The following is a 17,310-nucleotide window of genomic DNA, read 5'->3' on the forward strand; positions in this document are numbered from 1 at the left end:
AATCCATCAGCCTGTGCGCGCGCAGCAGGAGCCGCGGCGTTCCCACCAATGGATCCCCGCCTTCGCGGGGATGACGGCCAAGGGGGCGGGTTTGGCGTTCGTCTCGCTACTCGCCCTCGCCACCCCCGCCTGGGCCGACCCGCGCCAGTCGCTGTCCCTCGACGGCGCCTGGCAGGTCCGCATAGCCCCCAGCGACGCCGACGCCGCCAAGGCCCACCCGAAGGAAGCCACCTGGTTCCCCGCCAAGGTACCCGGCAGCGTCCAGCAGGACCTGATCGCGGCCAAGCGCGTGCCCGATCCCTATAAGGGCATCAACGAGGCGCCGATCCAATGGGCCGGCCTCACCCGCTGGCAGTTCCGCCGCAGCCTCAATGTCACCCCGGCGATGCTGGCGCGCGATCACCTCGACCTGGTGTTCGACGGGCTCGACACCTTTGCCACGGTGACGCTCAACGGGCGCAAGCTGATCGAGACCGACAACGCCCATCGCCGCTGGCGGGTGGACGCCAAGCAGGCGCTCAAGGCCGGCGCGAACGAGCTGGTCGTCACCATCGCCTCGCCGATCAGGACGCTGCAGCCTATGGTGCTGGCGGAGAAATTCCCGCTGCCCGGCGAATATGATTCCGCCTTCGGCGACGAGCCCAAGGGCAAGCAGACCTCGCCCTATATCCGCAAGCCCAAGTACGATTACAGCTGGGACTGGGCGCCGCGCATCGTCAAGATCGGCCTGTGGCGGCCGGTGCGGCTGGAAGCCTGGGACGATGCCCGCATCGACGGCTTCCGCGTCGACCAGGAAGCGCTCAACCCCGCCGAGGCACGCCTCGTGGCGCGCTGGAAGCTGCTTGGCGACCGCGCGCGCGCCGTCACCGTCCGCGCCCGCATCACCGGTCCCGACGGCCAGACCGTCGAAGCGGCCCGCACGCTCACCCTCGGCGCCGGCGAGAACGCGGTCAGCGTGCCGCTCACCCTGGCCAAGCCGCAGCTCTGGTGGCCGGCCGGCTATGGCGCGCAGCCGCTCTACAAGGTCGAAGCCACGCTCGAAGAGGACGGCGAGGTCAGCGACCGCGTTTCGCAGCGCATCGGCCTGCGCACCGTCGAGCTGCTCACCCAGGGCGGCGGCTTCGGCTTCCGTGTCAACGGCCTGCGCATCTTCGCCAAGGGCGCGAACCTGATCCCGTTCGACATGTTCCCGAACAACGTGACCGAGGCCCGCATGCGCCGCATGCTCACCGACGCGCGCGACACCAACATGAACATGATCCGCGTCTGGGGCGGCGGCTATTATCTCGACGACGCCTTCTACGCCGCCGCCGACGAGCTCGGGCTGATGGTGTGGCAGGACTTCATGTTCGGCGGCTCGATCACCCCGCCCGATGCGGCCTTCCGCGAGAATGTCCGCATCGAGGCCGAGGAGCAGGTCGCGCGGCTCCAGCCGCATCCGTCGATCGTCGGATGGAACGGCGGCAACGAGATCCTGTCCGGCTGGGAAAACTGGTCCGATCGCAAGGCGTTCAAGAAGGCGGTTGGCGCGGACGAGCAGGAGCGGATCGGCGCCGGCATGGCCGTGCTGTTCGATCGCACCCTGCGCGACGCCGTGCTCAAGGAAGCCCCCGGCACCACCTATTGGCCGGGCTCGCCCTCCAACGACTATACCGGCCCGGTCGACACCGACGCCACCGGCGACCGCCATTTCTGGGACGTCTGGTCGGGCTCCAAGCCGGTCGAGAACTATCTCAGCGGCTGCGCGCGCTTCATGTCGGAGTACGGCTTCCAGGCGATGCCGAACCTGTCGACGATCCGCGGCTTCGCGGGGAGCGGCCCGCTCGCGATCGACAGCCCGGTGCTCAAGGCGCACCAGAAGTTCCTGGCCGGCGAAGGCAATAGCCGCCTCCAGCTCTATCTCGACCAGCGGCTGCGCAAGCCCGCCGACTTCGCCGATCTCGTCTACCTCACCCAGGTGAACCAGATGCAGGCGATCGGCATGGCCGCGCGCCACCACCGTGCCTGCGCGCCGATCACCATGGGCTCGCTCTACTGGCAGCTCAACGATGCCTGGCCGGCGATCAGCTGGGCGAGCATCGACTATGACGGCCAGTGGAAGCTGCTCCAGTACGAAGCGCGCCGGATGTTCGCGCCCCAGGCGATCGTCGCCGAGCACAAGGACGGCGCGACCCGCCTCGCCGCCGTGTCCGATGCGACTCAGCTGATCGCCGCCGAGTGGCGCGTTCGCGGCTACACCATGGACGGCAAGCCGCTGGGCACCAAGGCGGAGAAATTCGATTTGTCGCCGGGCGCGCTCGAACTCGCCACGATTGCCGATGCGGAGCTGTTCGGCGATGCGGCGCCTGCACAAAGCTATGCCGTCGCCGAGCTGTGGATCGACGGCAAGCCCGTCTCGCGCGCCATCCTCGAGCGGTTGCTGCCCAAGGACATGGCCTATCCCGCCCCGCGCCTGTCGGTGCGCTGGCAGGGCAAGCAGGTGACGGTCACCGCCGGCGCGCTCGCCCGCGCGGTGATGCTCGATTTCGGCGCCACCGCCGCGCATGCCAGCGACAATGGCTTCGACCTGCTGCCCGGCGAGAGCCGCACCCTCACCGTCACGTCCGAGGCCAGCGCCGCCGCGCTCGCCCGCGCCCTCACCCTTCGTACGCTGGGACCCCGTTGATGCCCCTCCTTCCGCTGCTCCTCCTCGCCGGCGATCCCGATCCGGTCGCCGCCGCGATCGCCAAGATGACGATCGAGCAGAAGGCCGCGCAGCTCCAGAGCACCGCGCCCGCCGATCCGACCATCGGCCTGCCCGCCTATGACTGGTGGAACGAGGGCCTGCACGGCCTCGCCCGCGACGGTTATGCCACCGTGTTCCCCCAGGCGATCGGCCTCGCCGCGACCTGGGACGTGCCGCTGCTCCACAAGGTCGGCGACACCATCGCTACCGAGGCGCGCGCCAAGTTCAACGCCAAGCCGGTGACCGCCGACCGCAAGATCTATGAGGGGCTGACAATCTGGTCGCCCAACATCAACATCTTCCGCGATCCGCGCTGGGGCCGCGGCCAGGAGACCTATGGCGAGGATCCCTTCCTCACCGGCCATCTCGCGATCGGCTTCATCCAGGGGCTGCAAGGCCCGGACCCGGCGCATCCCAAGGTGCTCGCCACGCCCAAGCATTTCGCGGTGCATAGCGGCCCCGAGGCCGGACGCGACGGCTTCGATGTCGATCCCAGCCCGCAGGATCTGGAATCGACCTACACGCCCGCCTTCCGCCTCGCGATCACCGAGGGCAAGGCGCAGTCGCTGATGTGCGCCTACAACTCGATCCACGGCACGCCCGCCTGCGCCTCGGGCGGGCTGCTCAACGATCGGCTGCGCAAGGACTGGGGCTTTACCGGCCTCACCGTCTCGGACTGCGACGCGGTGGCGAACATCCACATGTTCCACCATTACGGCCTCGACGCCGCCGAGGCTGCCGCCGTCGCGATCAAGGGCGGCAACGACCTGAACTGCGGCACCACCTATGCGGCACTGCCCGAGGCGGTGAAGCGCGGGCTGGTCAGCGAGGCCGGGGTCGACGTGGCGCTGAAGCGCGCACTGGACGCCCGCCGCGCGCTCGGCATCGCGTTCGGCGGCGCCAATCCGTGGGGCAAGATCAAGCCCAGCGAGCTCGGCACCCCTGCCCGCCGCGCGCTGGCGCTCGAGGCCGCACGCAAGGCGATCGTGCTGCTCAAGAATGACGGCGACCGCCTGCCGCTCGCGACCGGCGGTCGCATCGCCGTGATCGGCGCCAATGCCGACGATCTCGGCGTGCTGGAGGGCAATTACCATGGCACCGCCAAGGATCCGGTGACCCCGCTCGACGGCATCCGCCGCCAGTTCGGTGCCGATCGTGTCGTGTACGCGCAGGGCTCGCAGCTGGCCGAGGCCGGCGCGGTGATCATGCCCGAAACCGCCTTCCGTGCCGACGGCAAGCCGGGGCTGAAGGCCGAATATTTCGCCTCGCCGACGGTAACCGGCACGCCCGTCGCCACCCGGCAGGACCGCCGGATCGACTTCAACTATACCCGCGCCGCGCCGGTGCCGGGGCTGAACCCCACCGGCTTCGCCGTGCGATGGAGCGGCGAGTTCGTGGCGCCGGGCGCCGGCGAGTATGAGCTCGCAATCGACATCCCCGCTTGCTGGAAGGACTGCAATACGCACGACGCGGTCCGGCTGTGGGTGGACGGCAAGCTCCTCCACGACGGCCCGCTCGGCAAGGCGCGGGTGGCGGTGAAGGTCGCCAGCGACGGCAAGCCGGTGCCCTTCCGGATGGAGATCGACCATCGCAGCGAGGATTTCGGCGTCCGACTGATGTGGCAGCCGCCGGCCGAGCCGATGCTCGCCCAGGCGCTCGACGCTGCGAAGAACGCCGATACGATCGTCGCGGTGCTCGGCCTGTCGCCCGATCTGGAAGGCGAGGCGCTCAGCGTCTCGATCCCCGGTTTCGTCGGCGGCGACCGGACCGACATCGCCCTGCCCCGCCCGCAGCTCGAATTGCTCAAGGCGCTGCGCAAGACCGGCAAGCCGCTCGTCCTGGTCCTCACCAGCGGCAGCGCGGTGGCGGTCGACCCGTCGCTGGCGGACGCCATCCTCGAGGCATGGTATCCGGGCGAGGAAGGCGGCACCGCCATCGCCGAGACGCTGGCCGGCAAGAACAATCCCTCCGGCCGCCTGCCGCTGACCTTCTATGCCTCGGTCGACGACCTGCCCGCCTTTGTGGATTACGGCATGAAGGAGCGGACCTATCGCTACTTCACCGGCAAGCCGCTCTGGGGCTTCGGCCATGGGCTGAGCTACACCAAGTTCGCCTATGGCGACGTTGCGGTAAAGGCCACGGGCATCGGCCAGCCGGTGCAGGTCAGCGCCAGGCTGACCAATGCGGGCAACCGCAGCGGTGAGGAAGTGGCGCAGGTCTATGTCGTCACGCCGGGTGCGGGCAAACCAGGCGGGTTCACCACGCCGGTGCTCCAGCGCCAGCTCGCCGGCTTCCAGCGCGCCGCGCTCGCACCCGGCAAATCGGCCAGCCTGGCGTTCAGCCTCGACCCGCGCAGCATCAGCAGCGTGGCGCGCGACGGCACCCGCCGGGTGCTGCCGGGTACCTATCGCGTCTGGGTCGGCGGCGGCCAGCCCGGCGACGGTCCGGGCCAATGGGCGGAGTTCACGCTGAACGGCGACGCGCAGGTGCTGCCGAAATGATCGATCGCCGCACCCTGCTTGGCTCGGGCCTGGCGCTCGCCGCCACCCCCGCTTTCGCCACGGATACGTCCGCGTTCGTCAGCAAGCGCCCCGCACCGGCCGACCGCCGCTTCGTCAGCAAGGCGGTCGAGCGCGAAATCGCACGTGTTTCCAGCAAGATCGCCGATCCCAAGCTGCGCTGGATGTTCGGCAACTGCTATCCCAACACGCTCGACACCACGGTGAAGATGGGCGTGGTCGACGGCAAGCCCGACGCCTTCGTCATCACCGGCGATATCGACGCGCTGTGGCTGCGCGACAGTTCGGCGCAGGTGCGGCCCTATCTGCACCTCGCCAGGGAAGACGCCGATCTCCGCCGCCTGTATCAAGGGCTTATCGCCCGGCAGGCGCGCTGCATCCTGCTCGATCCTTACGCCAACGCGTTCCTCGCGGATCCGCACGCCCACACCAAGCTGAGCTGGGCGCTGCACGACAAGACCGAGATGAAGCCGGGCGTTGCCGAGCGGAAATGGGAGATCGACAGCCTCTGCTATCCCATTCGCTTGGCACATGATTATTGGAAGGCCACGGGCGACACGACGCCGTTCGACGCAACCTGGGCGGAAGCCGCGCGCACGACGATCCGCACCTTCCGCGAGCAGCAGCGCAAGGACGGTCCCGGGCCGTACCGCTTCCTCCGCAGCAGCGACCGGCCGACCGAAACGCTGATGCTCGACGGCTATGGCCCGCCCAGCCGTCCCGTGGGGCTGATTCATTGCGGATTCCGGCCTTCGGACGATTCCTGCGTCTATCCGTTCCTGATCCCCTCCAATTACTTTGCGGTGACCGTCCTGCGCGAACTTGCCGCACTCGCAATGGCGACGCGCCAGGATTCCGCACTTGCGAACGACGCCACGTCCCTCGCCGGTGAAGTAGAGGCCGCGCTGCGCGAATATGGCACGATGCGGCTGCGCGACGGGCGCGAGGTGATCGCCTATGAAGTCGACGGCTTCGGCAATGCGATCTTCATGGACGACGCCAATGTGCCCTCGCTGTCGAGCCTCGCCTATCTCCGCTGCTTCGATCGCGACGAACCGCTGTGGCGACGCACTGCCGACGCCGCGTGGAGCGAGGCCAATCCATATTGGTCGCGCGGCAAGGTCGTCGAGGGCATCGGCGGCCCGCATGTCGGGCTGGGTCAGGTCTGGCCGATGTCGTTGATCATGCGCGGTTTCAGCTACGACAACGACGTGCGAACGCTTCGCAATATCCTGCGAATGCTTAGCACTAGCGATGCAGGCACCGGCTTCATCCATGAGGCCGTTAACCAGGACGACCCGTCCAAATTCACTCGCGACTGGTTCGCCTGGGCCAATGGCCTGTTCGGCGAACTGCTGGTCCACCTCGCCGAGGTGCAACCCAAGCTGCTGCAGGAAATGCTGTGATCCTCTCCCGTCGCTACCTGCTCGGCTCCAGCGCGATCGGCCTAGCCGCCGCCGCTGTTCCTCGTCCCCTATCGGCGACAACGCCGCGCCGCACTGCACCAAATCTGTTCATCGGCACCGGCGGTACCGGCCACACCTATCCGGGCGCCACGCTGCCGTTCGGCATGGTGCAGCTGAGCCCCGATACGGGCGTCGAGCGCTGGGAGACCTGCTCGGGCTATTATCACAGCGATGGCTCGATCCTCGGCTTCTCGCACACCCATCTCTCGGGCACCGGCATCGGCGACATGCTCGATCTGCTCGTTGTCCCCGCTCGGGGACCGGTGGTACTGCAGCCGGGCACGCGCGAGAAGCCCAAGACCGGGTATCGCCAGCGCTATCACGACGAGCATGCCGAGCCCGGCTATTACCATGTCGCGCTCGACAACGGCGTGCGGGCGGAGCTGACCGTTACCGAACGAACCGGTTGGCATCGCTATACTTTCCCGGCCGGCGCCGGGCATATCCTGCTCGATCTGTCGCATCTGGTGCTCGACAGTTCGGACAGCCCGCCGCTGATCGCCGACGCGCTGATGGAGATCGAGGCCGACGGCACGATCACCGGCCGGCGACAAGTCTTCCGCTGGGCTAAGGGCCGCAAGATCTTCTTCGCGCTCCAGCTCTCGCGCCAGCCCGATCGCATTACCTTCTACGCTGATGACGATGCCGAACAGCCCGCCGGCAGCCGCAAGGTCACCGGACGGCGACTGAAGGCGGTCCTGCACTATGCGGACGCAGGAAAGGCCCCGATTCTCGTGCGTTGCGGGATTTCGGGCGTCGATGTCGCCGGTGCCCGCGCCAATCTGGTCACCGAGGGGGGACATTGGGACTTCGATCGCACCCGCCGCGATGCCACCGCCCGGTGGCATCCGGCACTCGATGCGGTCACGGTCGAGGGCGGCACGGCCGACCAGCGCACGATCCTCAGCAGCGCGCTCTACCACGCCCAGCTCGCGCCGACGCTGTTTTCCGACGCAGACGGCCGCTATCTCGGCATGGACGGCCAAATCCACAGCGTTCCCAAGGGCGGCGCGGCCTACAGCACCTATTCGCTGTGGGACACCTATCGTGCGCTCCACCCGCTCCTCACCCTGATCGCGCCGGATCGCACCAAGTCGCTGGTCGACGATCTGATCCGCCAGACGGCCCAGTCGCCTTATGGCCCGCTGGTCTGGCCGCTCCAGGGCAAGGAAACCGGCACGATGATCGGCTGGCACGGCGTCGTGCCGCTCGCCGAGGCGCAGGCCAAGGGGATCGAGGCGGATTATGCCGCTGCCTGGCCGGCGATCCGGCGCCGCAGCTTCGATTTCACCGCGCCGGACAAGGACAACAGCAAGGGCCGCGACCTCTACGATCGCATGGGCTATGTGCCTGCGGACAAATGGTTCGAGAGCGTCAGCCGGACGCAGGAATATGCCTATGACGACTGGGCATCGTCCCACCTCGCCGCCGCGATCGGCGAGAAGGGCGATGCCGAGCGGTTGCGAAAGCGCTCGGGCAACTGGCGCAACGTGATCGACGGCAGCATCGGCTTCGCGCGCCCGCGCTTCGCCGACGGCAGCTGGTGGACGCCCTATGACCCGGTCCAGCTCGGCCATATGCCCAAGCCCTGGTGGCGCGACTACACCGAGGCGAATGGCTGGCAGGCGACCTTCCTCAACCAGCACGACGTCTATGGGCTGATCGGGCAAATGGGCGGCGACGCCAAGTTCGAGGCGAAACTCGACGCGCTGTTCAACGCCCCCTCCACTCTCCCCGACAATGCGCCGCCGGACATTTCGGGGCTGGTCGGCCAGTACGCCCACGGCAACGAGCCCGACCAGCACGCCGCCTATCTCTATGCCTATGTCGGTACGCCCTGGAAGACGCAGGCGATGGTGCGGCGGCTGTGCACCGAGATGTACAAGAACGATCCCGACGGGATCATCGGCAACGACGATTGCGGGCAGATGAGCGCGTGGTTCGTCTTTTCGGCGCTGGGCTTCTATCCGGTCGATCCGGTCGAGGCGGCCTATGTGTTCGGCTCTCCGCTGTTCGAACGCGCCGAGGTAACGGTCGGCAAGGGCCGGAAGCTGGTGATCGAAGCGCCGGGCAACCGCGCCGATACACCGTACATTGCGGCGGTGACCTGGAACGGCAAGCCATGGACCCGGAGCTGGATCGCGCACGCCGATCTGGTGAAGGGCGGCACGCTGCGTTTCACCATGTCGGCTAAGCCGAACCCGGTCTTCGGACGCGCGCTCGCCGATCGGCCGCCCTCCAACGGCCGCACGCCCGCCTGATGCTCCTCGCCGCCGTGCTCCTGACGACGACGACGGCACCCTGCGTCGCGGCCGGTGCCGGTGGCGCAGTGGCGGCCGACCTGCTACGTGCGCGGCTGGAGGAACGGCATGCGCCATGCGCGCGCGTATTGCTCGCGCCGCAAGGAGCCGTGCAAGCCGCTCTACCTGCCCCGCGCCGGGCGGCGTGGCGCAAGGTCGCACCGAAACGCCTGCAGCGAGAAGGCTTCGCCGTCCGCCGGATCGGCGACACGCTGGTGATCACCGCGCAGGGCACGCGCGGGCTGGTCTATGGCGCCGGCTGGTATCTCCGCACCGGCGCGCGGCCGCTGCGCTATGAGAGCGCGCCGGCACGGCCCGTGCGGCTCACCCAGATCGGCTACCGCGCCAAGAACAACAGCTATGATGCCTGGACGCTGGCGATGTTCCGCCGCCGGATCGAGGATTTCGCGCTATGGGGCGCCAGCGGCGTGCAGGTCATCGCGCCGGTCTCCGACGACGACGCCACCAGCCCGCTCTTCCCCGCCCCGCCGCTGGAGACGCTGCGCGGGATCGGCGAGATCGCCCACAGCCTAGGCATCGACTTCGCGCTCTATTACCCCAACCTGCACGATTATGACACCCAGGCCGAACGCGACCACGAACTCGGCCGCTTTCGCCTCCTGCTCGGCGCATTGCCGCAGGTCGACGCGCTCTACGTCCCCGGCGGCGATCCCGGCCATGCGGCGCCCGACCGGCTGTTCCCGCTGGTCGCCGACGAAGCCGCGGCATTGCGCGCGCGCAACCCGGCGGCCAGCGTCTGGATCTCCACCCAGGGCTTCGACGCGGCGGCGCTCGACGCCTTCTACGCGCAGCTTGCCCGCCGCCCCCGCTGGCTGACCGGCATCTTCGCCGGGCCCCAGACGCGCGACCCGGTCGCCACCCAACGACGCCATCTGCCCGCCGGGTACCAGCTGCTGCTCTATCCCGACATCGCCCACACCATGCACGCGCAGGTGCCCGTCGACCGCTGGAGCCCCGCCTTCGCCCTCACCGAGGGTCGCGAGCCGATCAACCCGCGCCCGCGCGCGATGACGTCGCTGTTTCGCAACCTCGATCCCGGCAGCAGCGGCTTCGTGACCTACTCCGAGGGCGTGAACGACGATGCGAACCAGTTCCTCTGGTTCCGCCTCGGCTGGGATCCGCAGACCACGCCCGAAGCGTTCGCGCGGGAATATGCGACGACCTTCATCGGCGATCCCGCAGCCGCCAACGCGCTGTTCGCGCTCGAAGACAATTGGACCGGCGATCCCGCCGCGAACGCCCGCATCGACGCCACCCTCGCACTGGTTGACGGTCTCAAGCCCGCCGCCTGGGCCGATTGGCGGATCGACGCGCTCCGCTACCGAGCCGTGTACGACGCGATCGTCCGCCACCGCCTGATCGCCGCGCGCGCCCGCGAAACCGCCGCGCTCGCCGCCCCGGATGCCGTAGCGGCGCGCGCACAGCTGGCGAAAGCCGATCCTGCGCCCGTCCCCGCGCTCCGCACCCGCCTGTTCGCCCTCGCCGAGCAGCTGTGGCAGGGCGCGCGGCTCCAGCTCAGCGTCAAGCTCTACGGGGCCTCCAATGTCGAGCGCGGCGCCAATCTCGACCGCGTCGATGTCGACCTCAACGACCGCGTCTGGATCGAGAAGCAGCTCGCCACACGCACACCGGCGCAGCTCGCCGATTATGCCCGCAAGAAGGAAGGCGCGCTTTACGACGACCTCGGCGATCCCTGGAACGCGCCGCACCTCGTCCGCGGCAGCAGCCCGGTCGCCGATCCGCTGCGCTTTCACGGCGCGGTGGAGGGCATCGCCGATCGCACCCCGAACGATGGCTGGCGGATGTCGTGGATCAGCTACGCCGAAAGCCTCTACGACGCGCCGCTGCGGCTCCATTATGCTGGGCTAGACCCGAAGCGCCGCTACCGGCTCGTCGCCACCTATGCCGGCGAGGACTATTGGCTGCCGATGCGCCTCGTCGCCAATGGCAGCATCGAACTCCACCCGCCGCGCGATCGCACCAGCAACCCGATGACGGTGGACATCCCCATCCCCGCTGCCGCGACGCGCGGCGGCACGCTCGATCTCGCCTGGACGCGGCCCGCCGGCATGGGCGGCAGCGGCCGTGGCCATCAGGTCGCCGAGACCTGGCTCCTTCCCGAACCCCTCTCCGGAGAACGCAAATGACGACCCTTTCCCGCCGAGCGCTCGTCGCCGCCGGCATCGCCACCCCGGCGCTCGCCCATGCCGCGACCGGCGCCGCCGCCAGGACGCCCGCGCCCAAGCCCTATGGCGCCACGCCAAGCGCCCGCCAGTGGAAATGGCATCAGCGCGAGCAATATGCCTTCATCCACTTCTCGATGAACACCTTCACCGACAAGGAATGGGGCTATGGCGACGAGGATCCCAAGACCTTCAACCCCAGCGACTTCAACGCCGACCAGATCGTAGGCGCGGCCAAGGCGGGCGGGCTCAAGGGCCTGATCCTGGTCTGCAAGCACCATGACGGCTTCTGCCTGTGGCCGACCAAGCTGACCGAGCATTGCATCCGCAACAGCCCCTACAAGAACGGCCAGGGCGACATCGTCCGCGAGATGTCGGCCGCGTGCAAGCGCGCCGGGCTGCCCTTCGGCGTCTATCTCTCGCCCTGGGACCGCAACCATCCCGAGTACGGCCGCCCCGGCTATATCGCCTATTACCGCGCCCAGCTGACCGAGCTCTGCACCCAGTACGGCACGCTGTTCGAAGTCTGGTTCGACGGCGCCAATGGCGGCGACGGCTATTATGGCGGCGCGCGCGAGACGCGGAAGATCGACGCCCCGGCCTATTACAACTGGCCGTCGATCGTGGCACTTGTCCACCAGCTCCAGCCCGACGCCTGCACCTTCGATCCGCTCGGCGCGGACATTCGCTGGGTGGGCAATGAGGACGGCGTGGCGGGCGATCCCTGCTGGCCGACCATGCCCAACCACCCGTACGTCCAGAGCGAGGGCAATGCGGGCGTGCGCGGCGGCGCGCTCTGGTGGCCGGCGGAAACCGATGTCTCGATCCGGCCGGGTTGGTTCTACCATGCCGACGAGGATTCGCGGGTGAAGAGCCCCGAGCGGCTGGTGCAGCTCTATGACGAGTCGGTCGGTCGCGGCACCAATCTCAACCTCAACCTCCCGCCCGATCGCCGCGGCCGCATCGCCGATCAGGACGTGAAGATCCTCAAGAGCTTCGGCGACGCGATCCGCGCCACCTTCGCGACGGATCTGGCCAAGGGCGCGGTCGCCCATGCCAGCGCCACCCGCGGCCCCGCCTTCGCGGCCGCGCGCGTCCTCGACGGCAATCGCGAGACCTATTGGACCACGCCCGACGGCACCACCACGCCGACGCTGACGCTGGACCTCAAGCCCGGCGCGCGCTTCGACGTGATCCGCCTGCGCGAATATCTGCCGCTCGGCGTCCGCGTGACGCGGTTCGCGGTGGATGCGGAGATCGACGGCACATGGCAGCAGCTCGCCCAGAAGGAATGCATCTCGGCCCAGCGCATTCTGCGCCTGCCCCAGCCGATCGCGCCGCGCCGCGTGCGGCTGCGCATCCTCGAGGCGCCGGCCTGCCCCGCGATCAGCGAGTTCGCGCTGTTCCGCTCGGTGGCGCCGGTGCCGGTCGCGCCGATCGTCTCGTCGGACCCGACGGTGATCGACACCCGCAACTGGAAGATCGTGAGCGCGCCCGGCACCGGCGCCGAGAAGCTGCTCGATCGCGATCCCGGCACGATCTGGACCGTGCCCGCGCCGAAGCCCGGCGCGCCGGTGGAGCTGACCATCGATCTCGGCGGCGACACCGCGCTGGCGGGCTTCAGCCTCACGCCGTCGCGCCACGTGATGACGGATGCCGCCCCGCCCAAGGGCTATGCGGCCGAGGTGAGCAGCGACGGCAAGACCTGGCAGCCGGCTGCCAGCGGCGAGTTCAGCAACATCGCCTATGCGCTCTCCACCCAGCGCATCGCCTTTGCGCAGGCGCGCAACGCCCGCTATCTGCGCCTCCGCTTCGCCGAGACCGCGCTGCCCGAGCCCAAGCTCGCCATCGCCGAGATCGGCGGCTTCACCGCGCCGCGCTGAGGCAATCGCGGGCTCCAAGCGGGCCGGGGCGCGGGCGCCGCGCTCCGGCCCGTTGCGTTTCGGCAACAATGCACATGAAAACGTAACGGATGAGACCATCCACTGCCATATATAAAACCAGTTTCTTTATTTGGTATTGTATACCGATGGGACCTATGACAGCATCCCTGCCAAGCGGTGACAGCAATGTGACGCCGCGGGCAACGAGGAGAGCGGCGCAGCGGCGCCGCGTGGGGATGCGACGATGGGACTGGGTCGACGCGAAGCTTTGAAATTGGGGTTGGCGGGCGCAGCCGTGCTGCCTTCCGCATCGGCGATGGCGCAAAGCTCTGCCAAGCGCGCGCTGATTGTCTCAACCTGGGACTTCGGCGCAGCAGCGAATGCCGCCGCCTATGCCCAGTGGAAGAAGACCGGATCGCTGATCGACGCGGTCGAGGCCGGCGGCTGGGTGCCTGAGGCAGACGCCAAGAACCATTCGGTGGGTCTGGGCGGCTATCCCGACCGCGACGGCCATGTGACGCTCGATGCGATCATCATGGACGATCGCGGCAATGTCGGCGCGGTCGCTGCGCTCGAAGACATCCTCCACCCGGTCTCGGTGGCGCGCCGCGTCATGGAGAAGACCCCGCACACCTTCCTGGTGGGCGAAGGCGCGCGCCAGTTCGCGCTCGAACAGGGCTTCCCGAAGACGCGCCTGCTGACGCCCGAGGCCGAGGCGGCGTGGCGCGAATGGCTTAAGACTGCCAAGTACAAGCCTGTAGCCAATATAGAAAATCAGCGCGGCTCGGCGCTCGATCATGACACGATTGGTATTGTCGCCTGTGATGCCAATGGTCGGCTCGCCGGCGCCTGCACCACCTCGGGCATGGCGTTCAAGCTGCGCGGCCGCGTCGGCGACTCCCCCCAGGCCGGATGCGGCCTGATGGTCGAGCCCGACGTCGGCGCCGCGACGTCCACCGGCGTAGGCGAAGAGGTGACCCGCATCGCCGGCTCGGCGCGCGTCGTCTCGTCGATGCGCGCAGGGATGGATCCGATGGCCGCCTGCCGCGAGGCCGTGCTGCACATCGCCAAGTTGCGCGGCGATGCCGTGAAGGACGCGCAGGTCGCGTTCCTCGCGATCGACCGCCACGGCCGGGTCGGCGCCTATGCGCTCCAGCCCGGCTTTACCTATGCGGTTACCGATCTTGGGGGGGCGACGAGCGTGCTCGCCGCCGAAAGCCTGCGCGGGAAATAAATAGAACCTGACGCAGCAATCATCAGCCTGGGGGCGAAGGAAGGAAAAGAATATGAGGGGTTTTCGCAAATCTTTGATGTGCTCCAGCAGCACGCGCGCCGCGTTCGGCATCGCCATGGTCACCGTGGCGGCACCTGCCTTGGCGCAAACCGCTTCGGCACCCGCGCAGGCGCCTGCGCAGGCCGATGATGGCGATCAGATCGTGGTCACCGGCTATGCCCGCTCGCTCGCCGATTCGGCCGCGACCAAGCGCAAGGCCAACGCGATCGTCGACGTGATCAGCGCCGAAGACGTCGGCAAGTTCCCGGACCGCAACATCGCGGAATCGCTGTCGCACCTGCCCGGCGTGACCGTCGACCACCAGTTCGGCGAAGGCGAGCAGGTCTCGATCGCCGGCGTCGAGCCCGCGCTGAACCGCATCCTGATCGACGGCCACTCGATCGCCTCGGCCGACTGGGGCGGCAACCCCTCGGACCGTTCGAGCCGCAGCTTCAACTATTCGCTGCTCTCGCCCGAAATCATCAGCCAGGCGATCGTCTACAAGACGCCGGAAGCGCGCCTCCAGGAAGGCGCGATCGGCGGCACCGTCGACGTCGTCACCCGCAAGCCGCTGGACCTCAAGCCGAACACGATCACGGCATCGGGCGGCTATGCCTATAATGATCGCTCGAACCGCGGCAGCCCGCGCGCTTCGATCCTGTACAGCTGGCACAATGACGCCGGCACCTTCGGCGTGCTCGGCTCGGTCGGCTTCGACCGCCAGTATCTCGCGCGCGCAGGCGTGGCGGTCTATGGCTACATGACCGGCGACACCTTCTTCCAGAAGGACAAGAACGATAACGTCATCAAGGATGCCAGCGGCAACCCGGTGCCGATCAACCCGGCGCTAAAGGTCAATGGCGGCAGCTACACCGATCTGCTGAACGCCCGTCTCCCGGCCTACCTCGCGCACGAATATTTCGAGCAGACCCGCCAGCGCCTCAGCTTCTCGGGCGCGATGCAGTGGAAGCCGGCGGACAATCTGACGCTGACCGCCACCGGTCTTGTCATCAGCGGCAACTACGACAATTTCAGCACCTCCGAGTACAGCTACAACACGCGGGGCGGGCTGGCGCAGCAGGCGACCGTCAGCAACGGCCTGATCACCTCGGCCACCTATGGCCCGGGCACCGGCACCAACTGGACCGGCGAACTCGACACCAACTTCCGCCGCACGCGCATCAAGAACGACAGCGGCACGCTCGCCTTCAACTGGGACGTGAGCGGCTGGAACGTGTCGGGTAACGGCGGCTACAGCCGTGCATCGGGCGGCAAGCAGCCGGAATATCTGCTGAACTTCCGCACGCTGCAGGGCTTCACCGTCGGCGCCAACGGCCGCAACACCTCGCTCGACTGGCAGAATCCGGCCAGCGACGGCACGAACTGGGTCAGCACCTCGCCGGGTGAATCGAAGCTGCAGGACGAAGCGGCGGTGCTCGCCGCGACCAACGGTGCCGGCTATTTCGGCGCACAGATCGGCGGCATCACCAACGCCGACCAGACGGTCGACGACGAGAAGTACGGCCAGATCGATTTCCAGCGCGACGTCGCCTTCGGCCCGCTGACGAAGATCATGTTCGGCGGCCGCTACAACGACCATGGCAACCAGCAGTCCAGCTATGGCGGCGCCACCTTCACCAATGCGGCGTTCACCCTGGCCGATCTGGGCCCCTACACCCTCGCCAGCGACCTGTATGACGGCCTGTCGACGAGCGGCAACGGCACGCCCTTCGCCACGCTGACCAAGGAAGCGATGATCGCGGCGTTGACCGGCTCGAACGTGCTCAACGTCACCCGCCCGCTCGACACCAGCGGCTATTTCCGGGTGAAGGAGAAGATCTACACCGGCTATGTCCAGGCCAATTTCGAGGCCGGCAAGTTCCGTGGCAACATCGGCGGTCGCTTCGTCAGCACCAAGGACGACAGCTATTATTACGCCAACTCGAACGGCCAGGCGTCGCTGCAGCACTCGGAGAGCACCGACAACCGCTTCCTGCCGGCGTTCAACATCGCCTATGATGCCGGCCCCGGCGTGGTGCTGCGTGCAGCCGCGGCGAAGGTGATCGCCCGCCCGCGCTATTCGCAGCTGGCAGGCGCCCTGTCGCTCGACGACACGCAGAGCACCGGCAGCGCCGGCAATCCGGACCTGAAGCCCTATGCCGCGACCAATTTCGGCCTGTCGGCGGAATGGTATTTCAGTAAGACGGGCTATGTCTCGAGCGAAATCTTCTACCGCGACATTTCGAACTACATCTCGAACATCAACGTCAACGTCCAGCTGACCAACCCGCTGACCCAGCAGAGCCGCACCTATGCGATCTCGCAGCCGGTCAACGGCGGCAAGGCATCGGTGACCGGCTTCTCGCTGACCGCGCAGACGCCGATCGCCTACGGCTTCGGCATCCAGGCGAACTACACCTTCGCCGATGCGGATACCGGCATCAGCGGCCAGGGCCTGCCCTATCTCTCGCGCAACACCTACAACATCGTGCCGTATTTCGAGAGCGGCCCGTTCCAGGCGCGCGTGAGCTACAACTATCGCTCGAAGTACTTCTACGTCTTCGGTCGCCTGTCTTCGGCGGACTATACCGACTCGTATCGCCAGCTGGACTTCTCGGCATCGTACAAGGTGCTGGAGAACTTCACGATCACGGCGAACGCGTCGAACCTGCTGGACGAAACCTACTACCAGTACAGCGCGACGCCGTCGGCGCCGACCGCCCTGTACAAGAACGGCCGGACCTTCTCGCTCAGCGCGAGCTTCCGGATGTAATCGCATCCTCGGCGCCGGTGAGAGCCGGCGCCGAACCCGGTTCCCAAGCACCTGCGCCTGCCCGGTCCGCCGGGCGGGCGTTTCTTTTGAGGGATGCGCGCGCCCCCTTCCCGCTTGACCCGCCGCGGCAAACCGCGCAGATGCGGGCCCAGCCTAGCTTCGCGCGA

At 67.9% G+C, this 17,310-nt stretch carries 8 protein-coding genes; all 8 read left to right on the forward strand.

Going from position 1 to position 17,310, the window contains the following annotated elements; genetic code table 11:
- Positions 1 to 70 precede the first annotated feature (70 nt).
- The 8 genes from BM009_RS01840 to BM009_RS01875 all read left to right on the forward strand — a co-directional run bounded on the left by BM009_RS01840 (position 71) and on the right by BM009_RS01875 (position 17,143).
- Entirely contained in the window at positions 71 to 2,665 is a 2,595-nt protein-coding gene (locus BM009_RS01840; RefSeq protein WP_093293180.1) for a beta-mannosidase, read from the forward strand.
- Positions 2,665 to 5,226, forward strand: a complete 2,562-nt coding sequence (locus tag BM009_RS01845; RefSeq protein WP_093293182.1) for a glycoside hydrolase family 3 C-terminal domain-containing protein — start codon at positions 2,665 to 2,667, stop codon at positions 5,224 to 5,226. Before BM009_RS01840 ends, BM009_RS01845 begins: the two co-directional genes overlap by 1 nt.
- Positions 5,223 to 6,650: a glycoside hydrolase family 125 protein gene (locus BM009_RS01850; RefSeq protein ID WP_093293184.1), complete on the forward strand. Its 1,428-nt coding sequence runs from the start codon at positions 5,223 to 5,225 to the stop codon at positions 6,648 to 6,650. Before BM009_RS01845 ends, BM009_RS01850 begins: the two co-directional genes overlap by 4 nt.
- The gene (locus tag BM009_RS01855; protein WP_093294570.1) at positions 6,650 to 8,971 is read left to right on the forward strand and encodes a GH92 family glycosyl hydrolase; all 2,322 of its coding nucleotides are present in this window, start codon (positions 6,650 to 6,652) and stop codon (positions 8,969 to 8,971) included. Before BM009_RS01850 ends, BM009_RS01855 begins: the two co-directional genes overlap by 1 nt.
- Entirely contained in the window at positions 8,971 to 11,178 is a 2,208-nt protein-coding gene (locus tag BM009_RS01860) for a hypothetical protein (protein WP_093293186.1), read from the forward strand. The genes BM009_RS01855 and BM009_RS01860 overlap by 1 nt, the downstream gene beginning before the upstream one ends.
- Positions 11,175 to 13,097, forward strand: a complete 1,923-nt coding sequence (locus tag BM009_RS01865; protein ID WP_093293188.1) for an alpha-L-fucosidase — start codon at positions 11,175 to 11,177, stop codon at positions 13,095 to 13,097. The genes BM009_RS01860 and BM009_RS01865 overlap by 4 nt, the downstream gene beginning before the upstream one ends.
- Before the next feature lie 244 nt (positions 13,098 to 13,341).
- Positions 13,342 to 14,331, forward strand: coding sequence for a glycosylasparaginase (locus BM009_RS01870; protein ID WP_093293190.1), 990 nt, complete (start codon positions 13,342 to 13,344; stop codon positions 14,329 to 14,331).
- Between the two features lie 76 nt (positions 14,332 to 14,407).
- A complete protein-coding gene (locus tag BM009_RS01875) occupies positions 14,408 to 17,143 on the forward strand; it encodes a TonB-dependent receptor (protein WP_217644151.1) in 2,736 nt (911 codons plus the stop codon).
- Positions 17,144 to 17,310 lie beyond the last annotated feature (167 nt).

The organism is Sphingomonas sp. NFR04, from assembly GCF_900114095.1.
GTDB lineage: Bacteria > Pseudomonadota > Alphaproteobacteria > Sphingomonadales > Sphingomonadaceae > Sphingomonas.